Origin of the sequence: Candidatus Methanoperedens nitratireducens, from assembly GCF_000685155.1 — an archaeon.
GTDB classification, from domain to species: Archaea; Halobacteriota; Methanosarcinia; order Methanosarcinales; family Methanoperedenaceae; genus Methanoperedens; species Methanoperedens nitratireducens.
Map to the genome: position 1 here is coordinate 257,764 of NZ_JMIY01000003.1, position 15,835 is coordinate 273,598.

Annotated in this window: 21 protein-coding genes; 12 read left to right on the forward strand and 9 right to left on the reverse strand. The window is 44.1% G+C overall.

Going from position 1 to position 15,835, the window contains the following annotated elements:
• Nucleotides 1-6 precede the first annotated feature (6 nt).
• From ANME2D_RS07980 to ANME2D_RS07990, 3 genes are read left to right on the forward strand one after another with little or no spacing between them, the layout of a single operon-like run.
• Entirely contained in the window at nt 7-567 is a 561-nt protein-coding gene (locus tag ANME2D_RS07980) for a DUF366 family protein (protein WP_048090605.1), read from the forward strand.
• The gene (locus ANME2D_RS07985; protein ID WP_048090344.1) at nt 564-788 is read left to right on the forward strand and encodes a TIGR00304 family membrane protein; all 225 of its coding nucleotides are present in this window, start codon (nt 564-566) and stop codon (nt 786-788) included. Before ANME2D_RS07980 ends, ANME2D_RS07985 begins: the two co-directional genes overlap by 4 nt.
• Nucleotides 781-1,062 (forward strand): TIGR00304 family membrane protein, encoded by a 282-nt coding sequence (locus ANME2D_RS07990; protein WP_048090346.1) that lies wholly within the window; start codon nt 781-783, stop codon nt 1,060-1,062. The genes ANME2D_RS07985 and ANME2D_RS07990 overlap by 8 nt, the downstream gene beginning before the upstream one ends.
• 24 nt (nt 1,063-1,086) lie before the next feature.
• On the opposite strand, the gene ANME2D_RS07995 is transcribed toward ANME2D_RS07990, so the two are convergent.
• A complete protein-coding gene (locus tag ANME2D_RS07995; RefSeq protein ID WP_320408813.1) occupies nt 1,087-1,869 on the reverse strand; it encodes a phosphoadenylyl-sulfate reductase in 783 nt (260 codons plus the stop codon).
• Between the two features lie 85 nt (nt 1,870-1,954).
• Between ANME2D_RS07995 and ANME2D_RS08000 the strand changes: the two genes are divergently transcribed.
• A complete protein-coding gene (locus tag ANME2D_RS08000; protein ID WP_048090350.1) occupies nt 1,955-3,133 on the forward strand; it encodes a glycine C-acetyltransferase in 1,179 nt (392 codons plus the stop codon).
• On the opposite strand, the gene ANME2D_RS08005 is transcribed toward ANME2D_RS08000, so the two are convergent.
• The 3 genes from ANME2D_RS08005 to ANME2D_RS08015 form a co-directional block, all read right to left on the reverse strand.
• Nucleotides 3,130-3,468 carry a P-II family nitrogen regulator gene (locus ANME2D_RS08005; protein ID WP_048090352.1) on the reverse strand — a complete coding sequence of 113 codons (339 nt, stop codon included), beginning with the start codon at nt 3,466-3,468 and terminating at the stop codon, nt 3,130-3,132. The two genes, ANME2D_RS08000 and ANME2D_RS08005, sit on opposite strands and share 4 nt — an antisense overlap.
• 68 nt (nt 3,469-3,536) lie before the next feature.
• Nucleotides 3,537-3,890: a P-II family nitrogen regulator gene (locus tag ANME2D_RS08010; protein ID WP_048090354.1), complete on the reverse strand. Its 354-nt coding sequence runs from the start codon at nt 3,888-3,890 to the stop codon at nt 3,537-3,539.
• A gap of 10 nt (nt 3,891-3,900) precedes the next feature.
• Nucleotides 3,901-5,214 (reverse strand): ammonium transporter, encoded by a 1,314-nt coding sequence (locus tag ANME2D_RS08015; protein WP_102044969.1) that lies wholly within the window; start codon nt 5,212-5,214, stop codon nt 3,901-3,903.
• 171 nt (nt 5,215-5,385) lie between these two features.
• Between ANME2D_RS08015 and ANME2D_RS08020 the strand changes: the two genes are divergently transcribed.
• On the forward strand, nt 5,386-5,892 hold the full coding sequence (locus ANME2D_RS08020) for a V4R domain-containing protein (protein WP_048090356.1): 507 nt from the start codon (nt 5,386-5,388) through the stop codon (nt 5,890-5,892).
• On the opposite strand, the gene ANME2D_RS08025 is transcribed toward ANME2D_RS08020, so the two are convergent.
• Entirely contained in the window at nt 5,889-6,173 is a 285-nt protein-coding gene (locus tag ANME2D_RS08025; protein WP_048090358.1) for a hypothetical protein, read from the reverse strand. The genes ANME2D_RS08020 and ANME2D_RS08025 overlap by 4 nt on opposite strands.
• Nucleotides 6,174-6,504: 331 nt before the next feature.
• On the opposite strand from ANME2D_RS08025, the gene ANME2D_RS17950 reads away from it, so the two are divergent.
• From ANME2D_RS17950 to ANME2D_RS08035, 3 genes are all read left to right on the forward strand, one after another.
• Entirely contained in the window at nt 6,505-6,642 is a 138-nt protein-coding gene (locus tag ANME2D_RS17950; protein WP_157834020.1) for a hypothetical protein, read from the forward strand.
• Between the two features lie 85 nt (nt 6,643-6,727).
• Nucleotides 6,728-7,321: a helix-turn-helix domain-containing protein gene (locus ANME2D_RS08030; protein ID WP_048090360.1), complete on the forward strand. Its 594-nt coding sequence runs from the start codon at nt 6,728-6,730 to the stop codon at nt 7,319-7,321.
• A complete protein-coding gene (locus ANME2D_RS08035; RefSeq protein WP_048090362.1) occupies nt 7,322-7,792 on the forward strand; it encodes a transposase in 471 nt (156 codons plus the stop codon). It abuts the gene before it with no gap.
• Between the two features lie 64 nt (nt 7,793-7,856).
• Here the strand turns inward: ANME2D_RS08035 and ANME2D_RS08040 are convergent, their stop codons facing one another.
• From ANME2D_RS08040 to ANME2D_RS08055, 4 genes are all read right to left on the reverse strand, one after another.
• Nucleotides 7,857-8,075, reverse strand: a complete 219-nt coding sequence (locus ANME2D_RS08040; protein ID WP_048090364.1) for a DUF2283 domain-containing protein — start codon at nt 8,073-8,075, stop codon at nt 7,857-7,859.
• The gene (locus ANME2D_RS08045) at nt 8,072-8,287 is read right to left on the reverse strand and encodes a DUF4258 domain-containing protein (RefSeq protein WP_048090366.1); all 216 of its coding nucleotides are present in this window, start codon (nt 8,285-8,287) and stop codon (nt 8,072-8,074) included. The genes ANME2D_RS08040 and ANME2D_RS08045 overlap by 4 nt, the downstream gene beginning before the upstream one ends.
• Nucleotides 8,288-8,293: 6 nt before the next feature.
• On the reverse strand, nt 8,294-9,094 hold the full coding sequence (locus ANME2D_RS08050; protein ID WP_048090369.1) for a hypothetical protein: 801 nt from the start codon (nt 9,092-9,094) through the stop codon (nt 8,294-8,296).
• A gap of 415 nt (nt 9,095-9,509) precedes the next feature.
• Nucleotides 9,510-11,726 (reverse strand): ATP-dependent DNA helicase, encoded by a 2,217-nt coding sequence (locus ANME2D_RS08055; RefSeq protein ID WP_048090370.1) that lies wholly within the window; start codon nt 11,724-11,726, stop codon nt 9,510-9,512.
• A gap of 139 nt (nt 11,727-11,865) precedes the next feature.
• On the opposite strand from ANME2D_RS08055, the gene ANME2D_RS08060 reads away from it, so the two are divergent.
• The 4 genes from ANME2D_RS08060 (at nt 11,866) to ANME2D_RS08075 (ending at nt 15,834) form a co-directional block, all read left to right on the forward strand.
• On the forward strand, nt 11,866-12,288 hold the full coding sequence (locus ANME2D_RS08060; RefSeq protein WP_052368683.1) for a DUF356 domain-containing protein: 423 nt from the start codon (nt 11,866-11,868) through the stop codon (nt 12,286-12,288).
• A 158-nt stretch (nt 12,289-12,446) separates the two neighbouring features.
• Nucleotides 12,447-12,821 carry a molybdopterin dinucleotide binding domain-containing protein gene (locus tag ANME2D_RS08065; protein ID WP_048090372.1) on the forward strand — a complete coding sequence of 125 codons (375 nt, stop codon included), beginning with the start codon at nt 12,447-12,449 and terminating at the stop codon, nt 12,819-12,821.
• On the forward strand, nt 12,821-14,119 hold the full coding sequence (locus ANME2D_RS08070) for a formylmethanofuran dehydrogenase subunit B (protein WP_048090374.1): 1,299 nt from the start codon (nt 12,821-12,823) through the stop codon (nt 14,117-14,119). The genes ANME2D_RS08065 and ANME2D_RS08070 overlap by 1 nt, the downstream gene beginning before the upstream one ends.
• A gap of 2 nt (nt 14,120-14,121) precedes the next feature.
• Complete coding sequence (locus ANME2D_RS08075; protein ID WP_048090376.1) at nt 14,122-15,834, forward strand: formylmethanofuran dehydrogenase subunit A; 1,713 nt, start codon at nt 14,122-14,124, stop codon at nt 15,832-15,834.
• Nucleotide 15,835: the final 1 nt, after the last annotated feature.

Genomic DNA, 15,835 nt, shown 5'->3' on the forward strand with positions numbered 1-15,835 from the left:
ATGCTTATGATATACAGAATCCTGACCGGTACAATAAAATACGATGGCTCTCAGATAGCCCCGCTGTGGGCATATGACATGGGAATAGAGGGCGATTCGATCGTGATCTTTCACGGCCCTATGGATGTGACACCTGATAACATGAAGGATCTTGAGGACAGAAAAGCCAAAAAAACGATACGTGGCGATCAACTAATACACATTATCGTGGAGAGATTTGATTCGCCAGCAAGTATGCGCCTTGCATATTACATGCAGCGCCTCCTCATCGTCTGTATAAAGGATACCCTTGATAAGCACGGAATAAAGACTATCAGAAATGGTGATGACCTGTTTATCGATGATAGAAAACTCACAGTTAGTATAGCAAGTGCCGGCGTCTCAAGTGAGAAGATACACTGCGGGATTAACATTACCACACAGGGAACGCCGGATGATGTTAAGACTGCCGCACTTGAGGAGTTCGGGATAAAAGAATGGGAGACCCTGGCACAGGAGATAGCCCGGACTTTTGTGCATGAGTATGGGGATATCGAGAGCGATATTGTTAAAACGAAAAGCCTATGACAAATATAATCAAAATCGGAGCCTTGTTAATACTTATAGGGTTCGCACTTGTGTTCATAGGAGCTGTATTATCAGCCCAGAATATTGCTTTTGGAGGACTTATCATGATAGGTCCTATACCTATTGCCTTTGGCTCACCGCCAGAGATGACAGTTATTGCCATGATAATCGGTTTAATCCTTATACTCGTATATTTTATGCTGGGGAGGAGAAATGCCTGATCTATTTCTCCTGATAGCAGCCGGGATTATACTGATAGTGCTAGGATTCCTTTTAGTGGCCTTTGGAATTGTGCGTTCCGCTCAGGAGAGCGAGAGACTGGAGGGCAGGAGATATCCTGAAGATGAGGAGAAAAAAGAGAGCAGGATAAGAGGCGGAGGCGTGATACTGATCGGTCCTGTGCCCATTATCTTTGGCTCTGATAAACGATTTGCTCTGATCGCCATGATTTTAGCGATTGTGCTTATGGTGCTGGCGATCTTCTTCCTGCGGTGAGCAATTATAGTATTCCGTACAGGACTACCTCTTCACATTCCCTGCATGCAGGCCGCATTCCTTCTTTGTGGCATCCTCCCACCACCAGCGCCCTTCGCGCTCATGCTGGCCCGGGAGCACGGGTCTTGTGCACGGCTCGCATCCTATGCTGATATATCCCCTCTCATGGAGTTTGTTATAGGGGACATTGTTCTCCCTTATATAATCCCATACCTGTCTTGATGTCCAGTTTGCAATCGGGTTGAATTTCACAAGATCGCCAGTTCCGAACGTTGGGTCTTTCTGGATTACAGGCACGCTCGTCCGTGTTCCCGGACTCTGGTCTTTGCGCTGCCCTGTTATCCATGCATCCACTGTATTGAGGGCGCGCTTCAGGGGATCGACCTTGCGCGCATCGCAGCATTCCTTATGCCCATCTCTGTAGAATGAGAACAATCCCTTTTCCCTGGCGAGTTTCTCTGTAGCATCCCGGTTAGCGAAGAATACCTCTATGTTAATATTGTATGTGTTCCTGACCTCTTCTATGAACTGATATGTCTCTGGATGAAGCCGCCCTGTATCAAGTGTAAAAACCCGAAAATTGGGCTTTATCTTCTTTGCCATATCGATCAATACCACATCCTCTGCCCCGCTGAAGGAGATTGCAATATTTCCGTAATTGCCAAGTGCATACTCTAAGATTTCCAGGGGCGATCTATTCTCGTACTCATTTGCTAATTGTTCTATTGTTAATTGATCTGACATATTGGATTCCCTTTTAGCTGCAGATTTAATAATGTTATCTATATTTGTTTCTCTTTTTCTCAGCTACGGACAAATAGAAATTATTTTGAACCTACTAATTTTTGGGAAGAGGCTCTAAATAATATATTAGAAGAGGTGAGTTTATCTTATGACCACAAGAATGGATTTTTTAAAAGAATCAATACAGAGCCTTCGTGACCAGAACCTGTTCACAGAACTTCCCGTCCTCAGTACCGAGCAGAGGAACCGTGTGGTAATGAACGGGAAAGAGGTCATTATGATGTGCAGCAATAATTACCTTGGCTTTGCGAACCATCCAGGGCTGCGGGCCGCGGCCAGGGAAGCGATTGATTGCTGGGGATTCGGTGCTGGAGCGGTGCGCCAGATAGCCGGCACGATGGAGATACATATCCAGCTTGAGAATATGCTGGCTGAGTATAAACACACTGAAGCTTCACTGGTGTTCGTGGCCGGTATCGCGGCCAACAGGGGCACAATCCAGTCCCTGATGGGAGAAGAAGATGCCATCATCAGCGACGAGCTCAATCACGGCAGTATCATCGATGGGGTAAGGCTGACCAGATCCAGGCGAATGGTATATCCACATCTGGATATGGACGGTTTGAAGAAGGCACTGCAGGAGACAAAAGACGCAAGGCGCAGGCTCATCATCACTGATGGCGTGTTCAGCATGGATGGGGATATCGCACCGCTAGATCAGATAGTGGAGCTGGCAGAGGAGCATGATGCCATGATCATGGTGGATGATGCCCATGGTGACGGGGTGTTAGGTAAGGATGGCAGGGGCATAATCGATCATTTTGGACTGGATGGCAGGGTGGATATCGATATGGGTACAATGAGCAAGGCTTTCGGAAGCCTGGGCGGTTATATTGCAGGGAGACGGGAGTTGAGGGAATACCTTATCAATTCGGCACGCAGTTTCATATTTACCACCGCTCACCCGCCCTGCGTGGCAGCCGCCACTATGGAGGCCCTGCGCATGGTACAGGATGAGCCAGAGCATCTAAAAAAACTCTGGGATAACACGCGGTACTTCAAGAAGGCCATGAGCGATCTTGGATTCGATATTGGCCACAGCCAGACACCAATCACGCCGGTCATGGCCGGGGAGAGCAGGACTGCGGTGGAACTCTCAGGTCAGTTGTTCAAAGAGGGGCTTTTTGCAAAGCCAATCGTGTTCCCACTTGTGGCAAAGGATAAAGCCAGGGTCAGGATCATAGTGACTGCCCAGCATACTGATGAGGATCTGGATGAGGCGATAGCTATCTTTGAGAGGGTTGGTAAAAGAATGAGATTGATTTAAACGGCATAACAATCTACCTCCCCCGTCCTTATTCGTACCACTTTTTCTACGGGTATTACGAATATCTTTCCGTCACCGATATTTCCTGTATGGGCGCTCTGATGGATTATGCCAACTACTTCATCCACTTTTTCATCCTGTATTGTCACCTCTACCTTTACTTTTAGAAGCATATCCACTACGTATGCTTTGCCGCGCAATACCTGTTTTATTCCTCTTTGATGCCCCCTTCCTTTTACTTCTGTAATTGTAAGGCTCGGGTAGCCAGCCTTTTCCAGTGCTCTCTTGACCTCATCAGCCTTGGAAGGCCTTACTATTGCTTCTATCTTCTTCATTTCTTACTGTAGTCTTGCGTGTCGGCTATCTTGTGAGTTTTGAATATATAGGAGGTAGGAAGCCAGATTTAAATGGCTTCCTTTCCGCGCTCACCCGTGCTCACGCGCACGACCTCTTCGACCGGATAGATAAAGATCTTGCCGTCCCCGTACTTGCCATTGCCATTGTATCCAGTTTTTGCGGCCTCTGTTATCGAATTTATTGCCGTTTCCACATCTTTGTCGTCCACTATCATATCCAGCCTGAGCTTTGGCAGGAATTCTACGCAGTATTCACCTGCACGCCACTGCAAACTAATGCCCTTCTGGCGTCCGCGTCCCTGCACTTCTGCAACGGTCATGCTCACGATACCTTTCTCTTCAAGCGCTGTGCGGATTGCATCAAGACTTTCAGGTCTTATTATTGCCTCGATTTTCTTCATTTATCTCACCTCAAGCGTAAGCCTTTTCAGCATGCTGGGCAATGTCTAATCCTACTGCTTCCTCTTCCTCGCGCACACGCAGACCAATGGTTGCATCTATAACCTTTGCGAGTATGAAAGTCACAACGAAAGCGTATACCCATACCACACCGACTGCTACTATCTGGGTCACGACCTGTCCTGCATTGCCGTCAATCAGGCCAGAACCTGCTGAATTTACAGCAGCAGTGGCGAATATGCCAGTGGCAATCGCACCCCATGTCCCGCCTATGCCGTGGCATGCCCAGACATCAAGGGATTCATCGATGTTGCGCTTCATCCGAAACAGCATCGCATAGTAGCTAAATACTGCTGCCGCTGCTCCGATTATAATCGCTGCCAGAGGTGTAACAAAACCGGCTGCTGGCGTGATTGCCACCAGACCGACTACTGCGCCTGTTGCAGTACCAAGTACGCTTGGCCTCTTATGGTACCAGCTTAACAGCGTCCACATCAGTGCCGCCGCCGCTGCTGCTGTATTGGTTACCACAAATGCGCTTACGGCAAGTCCGTCGCTCGCTAATGCGCTACCTGCATTAAACCCGAACCAGCCAAACCACAGTAACACAGCACCAATCACGGTCATGGGTATGTTGTGCGGTTCCATAGGTTGCTTCCCGAAGCCTTTGCGTGCTCCTATCACCAGTGCAATCGCAAGAGCCGAGATACCAGAGCTTATATGCACCACTGTACCGCCTGCGAAATCAAGCGCACCCATCTCGCCAAGCCATCCCCCTGTGCCCCAGACCCAGTGCGCTATTGGATCATACACAAGGGTTGCCCAGAGCAGGGCGAATATCATGAATGCGCTGAACTTTATGCGCTCAACGAATGCGCCAGTGATGAGCGCGACCGTGATTATGGCGAACATGGCCTGGAACATCATGAATGCAAGTCCAGGAATGGTTGCCGCATAATCAGCGTTTGGCTCCTGGCCTACGCCGTTGAGCCCGAGCCAGTCAAGGCCGCCGATCACACCCCCGATATCAGGACCGAATGCAAGGCTGTAGCCAAAGAGCACCCACTGCACGCTTATCAACGCAAGTATAGCAAAACTGAGCATTATCGTAGAAAGAGCGTTCTTGCGCCGCACCATACCGCCGTAGAACAGGCCTACTGCCGGGATCATTAGCATAACGAGAGCTGTACTGATCAGAATCCACGCCGTATCACCAGTATCAATTCCGAGTTCTTCTTCCGCATACGCGGCATCAGCAAATATCGAAAGTAAAATTGCTGCAATTAAAAAATACTTTAAATAGTGTATCGATTTTTTAATTTCCATGTTATCACCTTCCTGCCTACCAAGGCATACGGATACCTACTGTATAGTTAATACTACTTAAATTTAACTCAGAATAGAAGAAAAGCTATTTATAGTACTACAATTCATTGACTGCATCTCTTCAGAAGTACAGATAAATTTAAATTATATGTACAATTATTCTGATTACTTATGTTAAAAGACGTCAAAGAAACTGCTTCATGGGAAAGGAACAAAGGAGAGTTCTCGGTCATTGAAGTCCCTGCTATAATAGTGAGCATTGAAACCTTTGTTAATTTGCAGAAGGACGCTGAAAAGATATTGGGCCTTGATGGTGCATCCGTACTTTTATATGAAGCTGGCAAGAAAGCTGGTCTCCGGTGGATCAATCGCTTCAGCAATGAATGGGGTTTAAAAGATAAAAAGTTCATTGAAGCAGTTCAGAACTTCTACGCAGAACTTGGATGGGGAAAGTTTAGTGTAGAAGAAAATAACAAAAATGAGCTTGTGGTAAGGGTTGAGAACTCATTTATTGTGAGAGGTTATGGGAATTCAGAAACTGCAATCTGTCATTTTTTGAGGGGTTATAACGCAGGTCTGGCAGAGGTGCTTAAAGGTATGGATATAGATGCCGAAGAAGTAAGGTGTACTGCAAAAGGAGATGACTGCTGCGAGTTTGTGATGAAACGTGTGGATTAATCGCCAAGCTCTTTCTTAACCTCATCATAAAATTTCATCAGAATCTGTGCGGCTTTATGCTCTTCATTTAGAGTAAATGATCGCATCTGCTTTCCAATCTTTTTCTCAATAACTATGTTATTTTCCAGAAGAGGTTCTAACACTCTTGCTACGCTGGAGTGGTATAGTCCGGTACCCTGCGCAATTCCTGAGAGGTAATTGATTTCTTCTTTGTTCTTCATTAGATATTCCAGAACAGTCATCTGTGCCGTTTTGCCGAATAACTTTTCAAGCGGGCTCATATTATATTTTCATCCTGTTTATGCCAATTTGTCAAATGATTTTTAGATATGTGTATCTATTCATTCGATCTAAGTATCGATTCATATGATCATCTATAAACTAATATAACTTGTGTTTCTCAAATCATAAGCTTGACTATTAATCGTAAAGTTTATGTAATAATACATTATAGTTAGTTGTTAAGGTACGCAGGTTAACGTACAGATCTGGTCTGTGTAGGAGGAATAAAAATGAATAAACAATTAGCGTGTGCTATATTCAGCTCACTGGCTTTGATATCCGGCGCATATTGTTCATGACAAAAAATCCTATCAGGTATCATATGTTAATATGATCGGCATTTTCAGCCTTCTCCTGATATTGACAGGTATTAGAATTATAGGCGGAGCCATAGGTAAAACATTAGTAACAGGAAGTAATATAAATGATAATAACTACGACAGAGAACATAAAGGGCTACGATGCTGAGGTTCTGGGGATATATAGCATGATTCTAAGTTCTCCGTAATTTTTAAGAACCATCAAGCAGATTATTTAATGGGGGAGTGTTTAGATGACAATAACTCCAAGAGGTGAATCATTTCTTCCAAACATTTCTATAGATGAGTTGAACGACCTTTATCAAAAAGAGGGAGATCCAAAAGCTAAAATAAGGATTCTTGCAGCGATTTTACGCAAGGAGGGTAGGACTCTTGAAGAAGTAAGCTTTACTATAAAACATCCACTAACAACCGTTGGCGACTGGCTACGCCGCCTGCACACAGAGGGGATTTCAAGAAAGAATAATAAAAAGCAATCTGGAAGACCAAAAAGATTGACAGATAAACAGATAGAAAATCTAAAGCCAATTCTTTTCAAATCTCCCCAGGAGCAGGGCTTTCCGTTCATTATCTGGACGACAAAACTTGTTATTCAGCTAATAGAAAAACTCTATAACGTATCCTATTCTCCACTTCAAGTAAGGCGTATACTTCATCGTCTTGGTCTATCCTGCCAGAAACCACGGCCATCTCATAGAAAGGCTAACAAACAGCTTCAAGAAGAGTTTAAAAAAAATTCAAACAACAAGTTAAGCCATTTGTTGACGATGGATACACAATCTTATTTCTGGACGAAAGCATCTTCCCGTTCGCAAAGCGCACCATAGGTGATAGCACCATATCTCACGTACGGCTGGTTTCCTGTTGGCATTATTAAAAGTCACCCGAATGTAAAGTACGAATACAAAAGAAAGGAAAAAATCTGTGTTATTGGTGCATTAAACTCTGAGTATTTCATCTATGCGTTCACAGACTGGCTAAACGGTGATGTTTTCAAGGTATTCTTACAACGACTTGTTTACAAATTTGGTAAGCTGGTCGCCGTTATAGATCAGGGCCCTTATCATACATCTGCTGATATGCAAAAATTTTATCAGGAAAATAAAGAGCATCTGCATATCGTTTATTTTCCAAGCTATAGTCCTGAGCTTGATCCAATAGAGCAATCGTGGAGGGCGGCTAAGAAATGGCTGGCAATAAGGTACTGGGAGAATAAGAGAGAATTAAAGCGACAACTGATTACGGCATTTGAGGAGGGTATCACGATGGTTCCAATTTACGAGTATTTGAGAACTTGACTATAGGTAAATACGTTTTTAGACAATAATTGTTTAAAAAAGTACGGACTATCTGATTTCAATTTTATGCAGGAACTCCTGCAACTGGCATATCGATGTTGATTTTGCCAAGAGATGCTACAGACATCCTTTCGGATACACCTACAATCTCGATTCCATATATTCTGCCTTCTTCGTCAAGATCTACGAGGATGCCCTCGTCTATTTTCTTTGTCTTGCTTACCTTACCCTGCTGGAACTGAATATACAGGCAGTCTGCATCTTTATCATAACTTATATTCATGTTTCCTCTAACCAGTAAACTGTTATTACTGTTATATCCTCTTCCTTTATATATACTACTTCAAGGGTTTTATCCCCTATTGTTTTTCTTGCCAGTTTGCGCTTTCCAAAGCTATCGTTCGTCTCGTCAGGATTCAGGATAGCAGAAGATACCATATTTTCATCTATTCCTCTTTGCTGCATCCTGAGAAGAGCGTGTTTCGTGATCATCATAACGAATCATTTTAAGCTTCTTTCAAAATGTCCTTTCCATACCTCTAAAAAATTATCTACTGCTTTTTCAATAGAATCCGAATGTTTTTGTTGCGTAATGATGAAAAATGCCCTTGCCGGCCCTCTTTTATATCTAAGGCAAATAATTTGGTCATCATTTATTTTTCCTAAGTGTTTAATTATATTATCTTTCTTATCCTTAAGAACCTCATTGAATCTACGAGTCCGATTAGCGTGCTGATAAATCACCAAACTTTGTCCTTTTTCAAAATAGTCCCCAATTTCTTTACAATAAATATGTTTTGGGGATTTACCTTCATCTTTGACGTAGATGCCATTATCTGCAATGCCATTATCAGGGTCAAAGAATATTAGCTCGCTTTCAGATAAACTCTGAATGCCATTATTCAGCCACTCTTTTCTATTCGTTTTATTCAAATCTCTGCTATAAAATATGGTTTGAGTTGGCAGAATTTTACCCTCTTCAATTCGCATCATGCATCTGTATTCAGGATGCTTATCCCGATCTAACCAATCAATAATTATTTTTTGTAATTTGTTGTAAAGTTCTTCATCACATTTCTTTATTCTTTGAGCATACTTCTTGGATACTTTACCTTCTATTTCATATTTTGTGCCTGAGAGTAAATAATCATAAAACTTACCGTCATTAGATTTTATCTCTTTTTGGGTAGTTGAAGTAAAACACCAATTAACACCTAATTTTAGTTTTGTCTCAGATGAAATAAAGTTAAGCAATCCATATTTCCCAAAATCACCAATATCTCCAACATAACGATCTTGCATTAATTATCATCCTATTGCTGAACATGGATTCTTTTAACAAGAATTCTACATAAATCTTTTCTTATATTTTCCAGTTTCCCATTATTTCATATTAATCCTGTGCCCCCCTTCGATTTGCAAAAGCCAATGCAACAAATAACGATTAAAAACCCATGCACCCGCGCGTGGATGTCCCATTTTTCGAAAACGGGGTCATTTACTTTCAACTTATGAGTTCTTGCTTTCAACTTATAGTTCCAATTCACAACTTTTTCATGCTCATTTATGAACCGCGTTCATAGCCGACTCTGTGGTTTATATACTATTTTTAGATGCTATGCGGGCGACTGTAATTTACCTATACAGGCATAAAAAATTGATAAATATATACACTCTCTAAAAGGTACAGAACGTCCGATATAATATTTCCTGTTTTTTAAATAAAATTATCCAATGTATCAGCCATGCTTTTTCTGTGACCTGATCTATTTCTCCTTATATCATTAAAAAAATTCATCAGCGAATACTTCACGCGCTCAGGAGCAACATCGACAATCTCAGTGCGTTCCTCCTCTGGAAAAATATTGAATACAGAATATTTTCCCAGGCTTTTGGCAGATGAGGATGAATAGCGCCCGTCCACAAGTACTCTGGCGCCGTAATCCTCAGGTGATCGGATCACCCTGCCCATGGCCTGCCTTACCTTTCTTATTGTCGGGATCTCGACCGCGTAACCCCAGCCGTGTCCGAATTCTGCTTCATATGCGGATTCAACGGCACGCATCCGATCATTCAGGGCAGGATAACCCACGCCCACGATGACCACTGTCCTGCCTCTTCCATCCTTATAATCCACTCCCTCTGTGAGCGTTCCCCACATATAGGATATAAGCACTGCTTTCTTACCGTTTTCTCCCAGCTTGAAGAACTCATCCCTGATTACTTGGGCAGAGATGCCCACCTCATCGAGAAAAACAGGAATATTAACATTACAATTAAGCCTGTTTTTGTACTGGCTGGCCTCATTGAAGCTCGGGAAAAAGATAATCACATTCCCATCTGATTGTTCTATTATATCGGTCAGTATTCTTGTAATGTTTTCCTTTGTCTGCGGGTTGTCCCTGTCTTTAGCAAAAAGAGGCGGGACGGATACTGCAATGGTAAGCCGTTTCTCCCTCGAGAAGGAGATACCATAAGCTAACTCACGCGTCTGGCGGGTTATGCCAAGCGTTGTTTTGATACTCTCAAACGGTGCAAGAGTGGCAGACATGAGAACCGCTGAATGTACTGAATCAAATAGAGGCCCTGTGACATTCCTGGGAATGCAGGTGAACAATTCAAGGCGCCCATAGATCCTGTTATCATGACGCCTGACACCCAGGATCGGGTAGTAGTTCTGGTCATCTGTAGCTCTCATATAATTTGATAAGAAGCCTGCTGCAATCAGGCTACTTGATATTTTTTTTATCGGGCTTTTTCCCTCTGTGAATTGCTGGTTATAGATAGCATCTATGTTTGATCCGAATTTTCTGATACGTTCTATCGTTTCAGTCGGATTTTTAATCCCTGCGCTCCTGAGTGCCTTCAGAAGCTTGGTCCTGAACATATCTTCACGTTCCTCAGGATCGGCTATTCGAAGATCATGCCAGTCGCTACCCACCCTCTCCCGTTCACCGAACTTTTTATCAAGAATATAATTATACGTTGATCTCAATGTATCAAGAAGAACCTGAATACATATCCTAACATCGTCCGGTGGTTGAATCTCCCTGTTTGCTTCAATCTCATCAAGCGCCCGCATTATTATCGATTCAGTGAGTTTAATTGATGAATGGGAGCGGGCTGCGGCTTCAATATTATGGGCTTCATCAAAGATAGCTATGATATCACCAGGACTTTTATCCATCCATCCCAGGACGTTGGCGCGTATATCTTCATTAAGGAAATGATGGTAATTGCATATCAAAAGATCAGCCTCTTTCATGAACCGCTTCAGCAACTCATATCCACAACTGTTATTTGATAATGCCCAGTCCGCCACATCCTCCGGTGTGCGCACGCCTGAGAAGAGCCATGAGCGGAAATCATCATTGCTGGTTTTGAGAATCCCAAGAAGCTTATCGCATGAGTTCTTCCTGATATCGTGTATTTGCCTCTCGTATTTTTCATATTCCAGGCTCAATTCCCTCTGAAGTTCTATCAAACCTGCATCTTTTACCCTCTTTTGTTTATCTTTGATTGATTTTATCTCATTACCAAGCTGAGCAATATCTTTCTCATGTTCAATCAGCTTGTAGGTATTATCCCGAAGCAGGCTGCATGTGTCATAATCCATATCAGGCCTTGGACACATCAGCATTTTACCTTTCAGTACAACAACTTTGATATTATTCTGTCTCTGTATCTCCCTTGCCTCTTCTATGAACTGCACCATCTGCTGATGGACATTAGTGGCAATAACTACTGTTTTTTGTTCCTGTTTTGCTATGTGAAGAGCAGGCACAAGAGAGCTTAAGGTCTTCCCGGTTCCGCACGCCCCTTCAAACAGGACAATCTGCCTTTTAATAAGAGCCTCATGAATGGCATCCATCGCCTCATGTTGATTGGGATAGCATGATTTTTTTGGAAAATAGCACAGATAATCTCTTCTCATCACCGATTATAAGATACTGGCATGATATAAACCGTGCGCTTATATTTTAAAATTTTTAAAAACTGTAGTGATATCTGTTTATCACTGCATTGGTACTACTGTATATATTGATGCTACCAGTTATATTACTTGATAAAAAATGGAGCTATTTAAAAAACAGGGAGAGAGTATTAATTCGTTAGCAGTGGTTAGGGCGGATGACATATCTAAAGTCAAGACAGCACTATGTGATCTGGTCAGGTATGCTCATTTGACTTTCGCAGATACAGCAAGAAGGCTTGAACCTTCTTTTGCGGATAACATCCTTATTCACGTCATGAAAAGTCCATTGAGAACCTGCTGTGAAGCTGCATCTATAGTACCGCTTACCGATGAGGCAAGTGCTGCAATAGGCAGGCTTCGCAAAATCCACCCGCCGGCTCATGTGATAATCGTAAGTCCAAGGCATGAGATATTCTATGAGCTGGTGAACTATGTGGATATACTACCAGAGGTAGATCTGACGTTGGAGCCGAAAGCATATTCTGAGCCTGCTCAACAGACTGTAGATGCCAGGGATTGATATCCATAACATCTGCATAGATAGTCCGGTAATTCGAGAGATATGCCATCTGATATTTTTTTTATTTTGACTCATCTGAAGCCGGGAACCAAAATAAAATCACATACTTTTTAAGTATGTAAGTAATTCAGTGATACATTAATAGAAAGAGGTATCAGATGGCATTAAGAGTAACACTGATAACAGGAAGAACAATCAATCAGGGAGCAAATCTTGAGAACAAGACCTCATCTGATTATATGGAAGCGACTGCTTGTTGTGAATTGAATTCAAATGATATAGGACTTTTAGGCAACCCGGGAAGTAATGTAAAGGTTAAGACTGAGTACGGAGAAGTTGTTGTGAGATTGAAGGAGAACAGTGGCAATCCGGATAGCATTGCGTTCATCCCTATGGGCCCATGGGCTAATGCAGTGGTTGACCCTGATACCAGAGGCTGTGGAATGCCGGGATTTAAGGGAATCCAGGCTGAGATAGAGGCTACAGATGATAAAGTATTATCAATGAGAGAATTGATCGCGGGGTATAAGTAATGACGGTAATAACAGATGCCCTCTGCCCGCTCTGCGGCTGCATGTGCGATGATATCACAGTTGTGGTAGAGGATAATAAGATAACTGAAGTAAAACATGCCTGCAAACTGGGTGCTGCAAAAATAATGGGGCATGACAGGATAAAAGCGCCTATGATGAGAACTGATAAGAATAGTGATTTTAAAGAGGTCTCATACGAGGAGGCAATCGATGCAGCAGCCAGGATACTGGCAGGATCAAAAAGACCCCTCCTGTACGGCTGGGCATCAGCACTGTGCGAAGTTCACAAAAAAGGCATTCTTCTTACCGAGGAACTCGGCGGGATCATAGACAATACTGCCTCAGTATGCCACGGCCCTTCCGCGCTTGCGGTTCATGAGAAGGGTCTGCCGTCTTCCACTCTTGGCCAGATAAAGAACCGTGCAGACGTTGTGGTGTTCTGGGGTAGCAATCCTGCACATGCACATCCAAGGCACATGGGGCGCTATTCTGTCTTTGCCAGGGGGTTTTTCTCGGAAAAAGGAAGGAAGGGACGCAAGGTCATTGTTGTAGATGTTCGCAAGACCGATACAGCCAGGATAGCCGATGAGTACATACAGGTTCAGTATGGAAGCGATTATCTTGTAATATCAGCACTGAGGGCAATACTTGCAGGACATGCTGATGTGGTCCCTGACACAGTAGGCGGCGTCCCGAAGGAGCAGCTTGTAAAACTTGTAGATACCTTAAAAACAGCCAAGTTCGGTGCAGTGTTCTTCGGTATGGGACTCACCCAGAGCAAAGCCAGGTATAAGAACATCGATAATGCCATCTCCCTGACCACAGAGCTTAACTCGTTTACAAAATTTGTAATCATGCCCATGCGCGGGCACTACAACGTGACAGGCTTCGGACAGGTCTGCACATGGGAAACGGGTTTTGTCACAGCAGTGGATTTCTCTCGCGGGGCACCGTATTACAATCCCGGTGAGACAGCAGCAAACGATGTGCTCGCCAGAAAAGAGATCGATGCTGCAATGATCATAGCAGGTGATGCTGGAGCGCATTTCCCTGCAAACTCGGTGCGCTACCTTGCCAGGATACCGGTAGTCCAGGTAGACCCGTACTGGAATCCAACAACTGAGATCGCTAATATTGTTATTCCCACGGCAATCTGCGGTATTGAAGTCGAAGGTACCGGTTATAGAATGGACGGGGTATCCCTCCGGTACAGGAAGATGATCGAACCCGTACATCCGACGGACATCGAGGTTCTGGACAGGATTTTAGAGCGTGTTAGAGAGCTAAGGGGTGAGTAATCATGGAACTTCTGATAAAGAACGGCGCGGTATATGATCCTATTAACGGTATCAAGGGCGATAAGACCGATATCTCGATTAAAAATGGGAAGATCGTAGATAAGGTCAGCAGCAGAGCTTTGGTAATCGATGCAGGCGGAAGACTGATAATGCCTGGAGGAGTCGATGCACACTCCCATATCGCAGGCGCAAAAGTGAATGTGGGCAGGGTTATGCGTCCTGAGGATACAAGAGCGGGAATAATACCAAGGACCAAAATAACAAGGCCATACACAGGTTATACTGTCCCGAATGTATATGCCATCGGCTACCGTTATGCTCAGATGGGTTATACCACAGTCTTCGAAGCAGCACAGGCGATCATGAAAGCCCGCCATACCCATGAGGAACTGGAGGAGATCCCCATAATAGATAAAGGCGCGCTCACACTCTTCGGGAGCAACTGGCCAACAATGGACTATGTCCGGGAGAAGGACATGGACAAACTGGCAGCATATGTGGCATGGGGATTACTTGCTTCAAGAGGGTTTGGCATCAAGGCTGTAAACCCTGGCGGGGGAGAGATGTGGGGCTTTGGCAAGAACGTGTCAGGTCTTGATGATGTTGTTCCGAACTTTGATGTTACTCCTGCGCAGATTATTGTATCACTGATGAAGGTGAACGAGATGCTGGGACTCCCGCACTCTGTACATCTGCACTGCAACAACCTTGGAAAGCCCGGCAACTACAAGACCACACTCGCAAGCATGGAACTTGCAAAGCAGGTGAAACCGAGCAAGGACAGGCAGGTTATGCACGTCACTCACCTGACATTCAATTCATGGGGCGGAACAAACTGGGGCGATTTTGAGTCAAAAGCAGATGAGATAGCAAATTTCCTGAACAATAGTGAGAATGTAACAACCGATATGGGCCAGCTGATCTTCGGCAGTGCCACAACCATGACAGCAGACGGACCGGTGCAGTATGCCAATGCAAAACTACTGCATGCAAAATGGGGTAACGGCGATGTTGAACTTGAAGATGCATCAGGCGTTGTACCCATCTTTTATGTAAAGCAAATATCTATCCATGCGATCATGTGGGCGATGGGACTTGAGCTTGCACTGCTCACAAAAGACCCGTATAAAGTCCTGTTGACCACAGACCATCCAAACGGTGGCCCGTTTGTGAACTACCCTGAGGTCATAGCACTGCTCATGAGCAATAAGAAGCGCCAGGAAGAGATCAAGACGCTCAATGAGGCGGTTCATAAGAGGACCAGGATTCCTGGAATCGAGCGTGAACTTGATTTTAATGACATAGCGATAATGACAAGGGCAGGATCAGCAAAGGTGCTCGGGCTTCTTGATACTAAAGGACATCTTGGAGCTGGTGCAGATGCTGATATTGCAATATACGATATAAAACCCGACCAGATAGACCCATCTGTTGAGCATGCAAAGATAAAGAGCGCATTCTCATCCGCTGCATACACGATCAAAGGCGGCGAGGTGGTGGTAAAGGACGGGCAGATCGTGGCTACGCCAGCGGGCAGGACGTTCTGGGTGGATGCCTCTGTGCCGGATCAGCACACGGATATAATGATGAAAGACATACGTATGAAATTCAAGAATTATTACTCTATAAACCTTGCAAACTACATGGTGGAGGATGCATACGTCACGCATCCGAACGTGGTCAGGGCAGGGGTAATACCGGTGACGGCGAGGTGAG

What these genes read in the sequence shown, in the direction of transcription:
- ANME2D_RS08050 (WP_048090369.1), bottom strand. Translation starts at nt 9,094, where the DNA reads ATGCAAGATCGTTATGTTGGAGATATTGGTGATTTTGGGAAATATGGA.
- ANME2D_RS07980 (WP_048090605.1), top strand. Translation starts at nt 7, where the DNA reads ATGATATACAGAATCCTGACCGGTACAATAAAATACGATGGCTCTCAG.
- ANME2D_RS08030 (WP_048090360.1), top strand. Translation starts at nt 6,728, where the DNA reads ATGACAATAACTCCAAGAGGTGAATCATTTCTTCCAAACATTTCTATA.
- ANME2D_RS08065 (WP_048090372.1), top strand. Translation starts at nt 12,447, where the DNA reads ATGGCATTAAGAGTAACACTGATAACAGGAAGAACAATCAATCAGGGA.
- ANME2D_RS08010 (WP_048090354.1), bottom strand. Translation starts at nt 3,890, where the DNA reads ATGAAGAAAATCGAGGCAATAATAAGACCTGAAAGTCTTGATGCAATC.
- ANME2D_RS07990 (WP_048090346.1), top strand. Translation starts at nt 781, where the DNA reads ATGCCTGATCTATTTCTCCTGATAGCAGCCGGGATTATACTGATAGTG.
- ANME2D_RS08040 (WP_048090364.1), bottom strand. Translation starts at nt 8,075, where the DNA reads ATGAATATAAGTTATGATAAAGATGCAGACTGCCTGTATATTCAGTTC.
- ANME2D_RS08000 (WP_048090350.1), top strand. Translation starts at nt 1,955, where the DNA reads ATGACCACAAGAATGGATTTTTTAAAAGAATCAATACAGAGCCTTCGT.
- ANME2D_RS08075 (WP_048090376.1), top strand. Translation starts at nt 14,122, where the DNA reads ATGGAACTTCTGATAAAGAACGGCGCGGTATATGATCCTATTAACGGT.
- ANME2D_RS08025 (WP_048090358.1), bottom strand. Translation starts at nt 6,173, where the DNA reads ATGAGCCCGCTTGAAAAGTTATTCGGCAAAACGGCACAGATGACTGTT.
- ANME2D_RS08015 (WP_102044969.1), bottom strand. Translation starts at nt 5,214, where the DNA reads ATGGAAATTAAAAAATCGATACACTATTTAAAGTATTTTTTAATTGCA.
- ANME2D_RS17950 (WP_157834020.1), top strand. Translation starts at nt 6,505, where the DNA reads ATGATCGGCATTTTCAGCCTTCTCCTGATATTGACAGGTATTAGAATT.
- ANME2D_RS08060 (WP_052368683.1), top strand. Translation starts at nt 11,866, where the DNA reads ATGGAGCTATTTAAAAAACAGGGAGAGAGTATTAATTCGTTAGCAGTG.
- ANME2D_RS08070 (WP_048090374.1), top strand. Translation starts at nt 12,821, where the DNA reads ATGACGGTAATAACAGATGCCCTCTGCCCGCTCTGCGGCTGCATGTGC.
- ANME2D_RS08005 (WP_048090352.1), bottom strand. Translation starts at nt 3,468, where the DNA reads ATGAAGAAGATAGAAGCAATAGTAAGGCCTTCCAAGGCTGATGAGGTC.
- ANME2D_RS08045 (WP_048090366.1), bottom strand. Translation starts at nt 8,287, where the DNA reads ATGATGATCACGAAACACGCTCTTCTCAGGATGCAGCAAAGAGGAATA.
- ANME2D_RS08020 (WP_048090356.1), top strand. Translation starts at nt 5,386, where the DNA reads ATGTTAAAAGACGTCAAAGAAACTGCTTCATGGGAAAGGAACAAAGGA.
- ANME2D_RS08055 (WP_048090370.1), bottom strand. Translation starts at nt 11,726, where the DNA reads ATGAGAAGAGATTATCTGTGCTATTTTCCAAAAAAATCATGCTATCCC.
- ANME2D_RS07985 (WP_048090344.1), top strand. Translation starts at nt 564, where the DNA reads ATGACAAATATAATCAAAATCGGAGCCTTGTTAATACTTATAGGGTTC.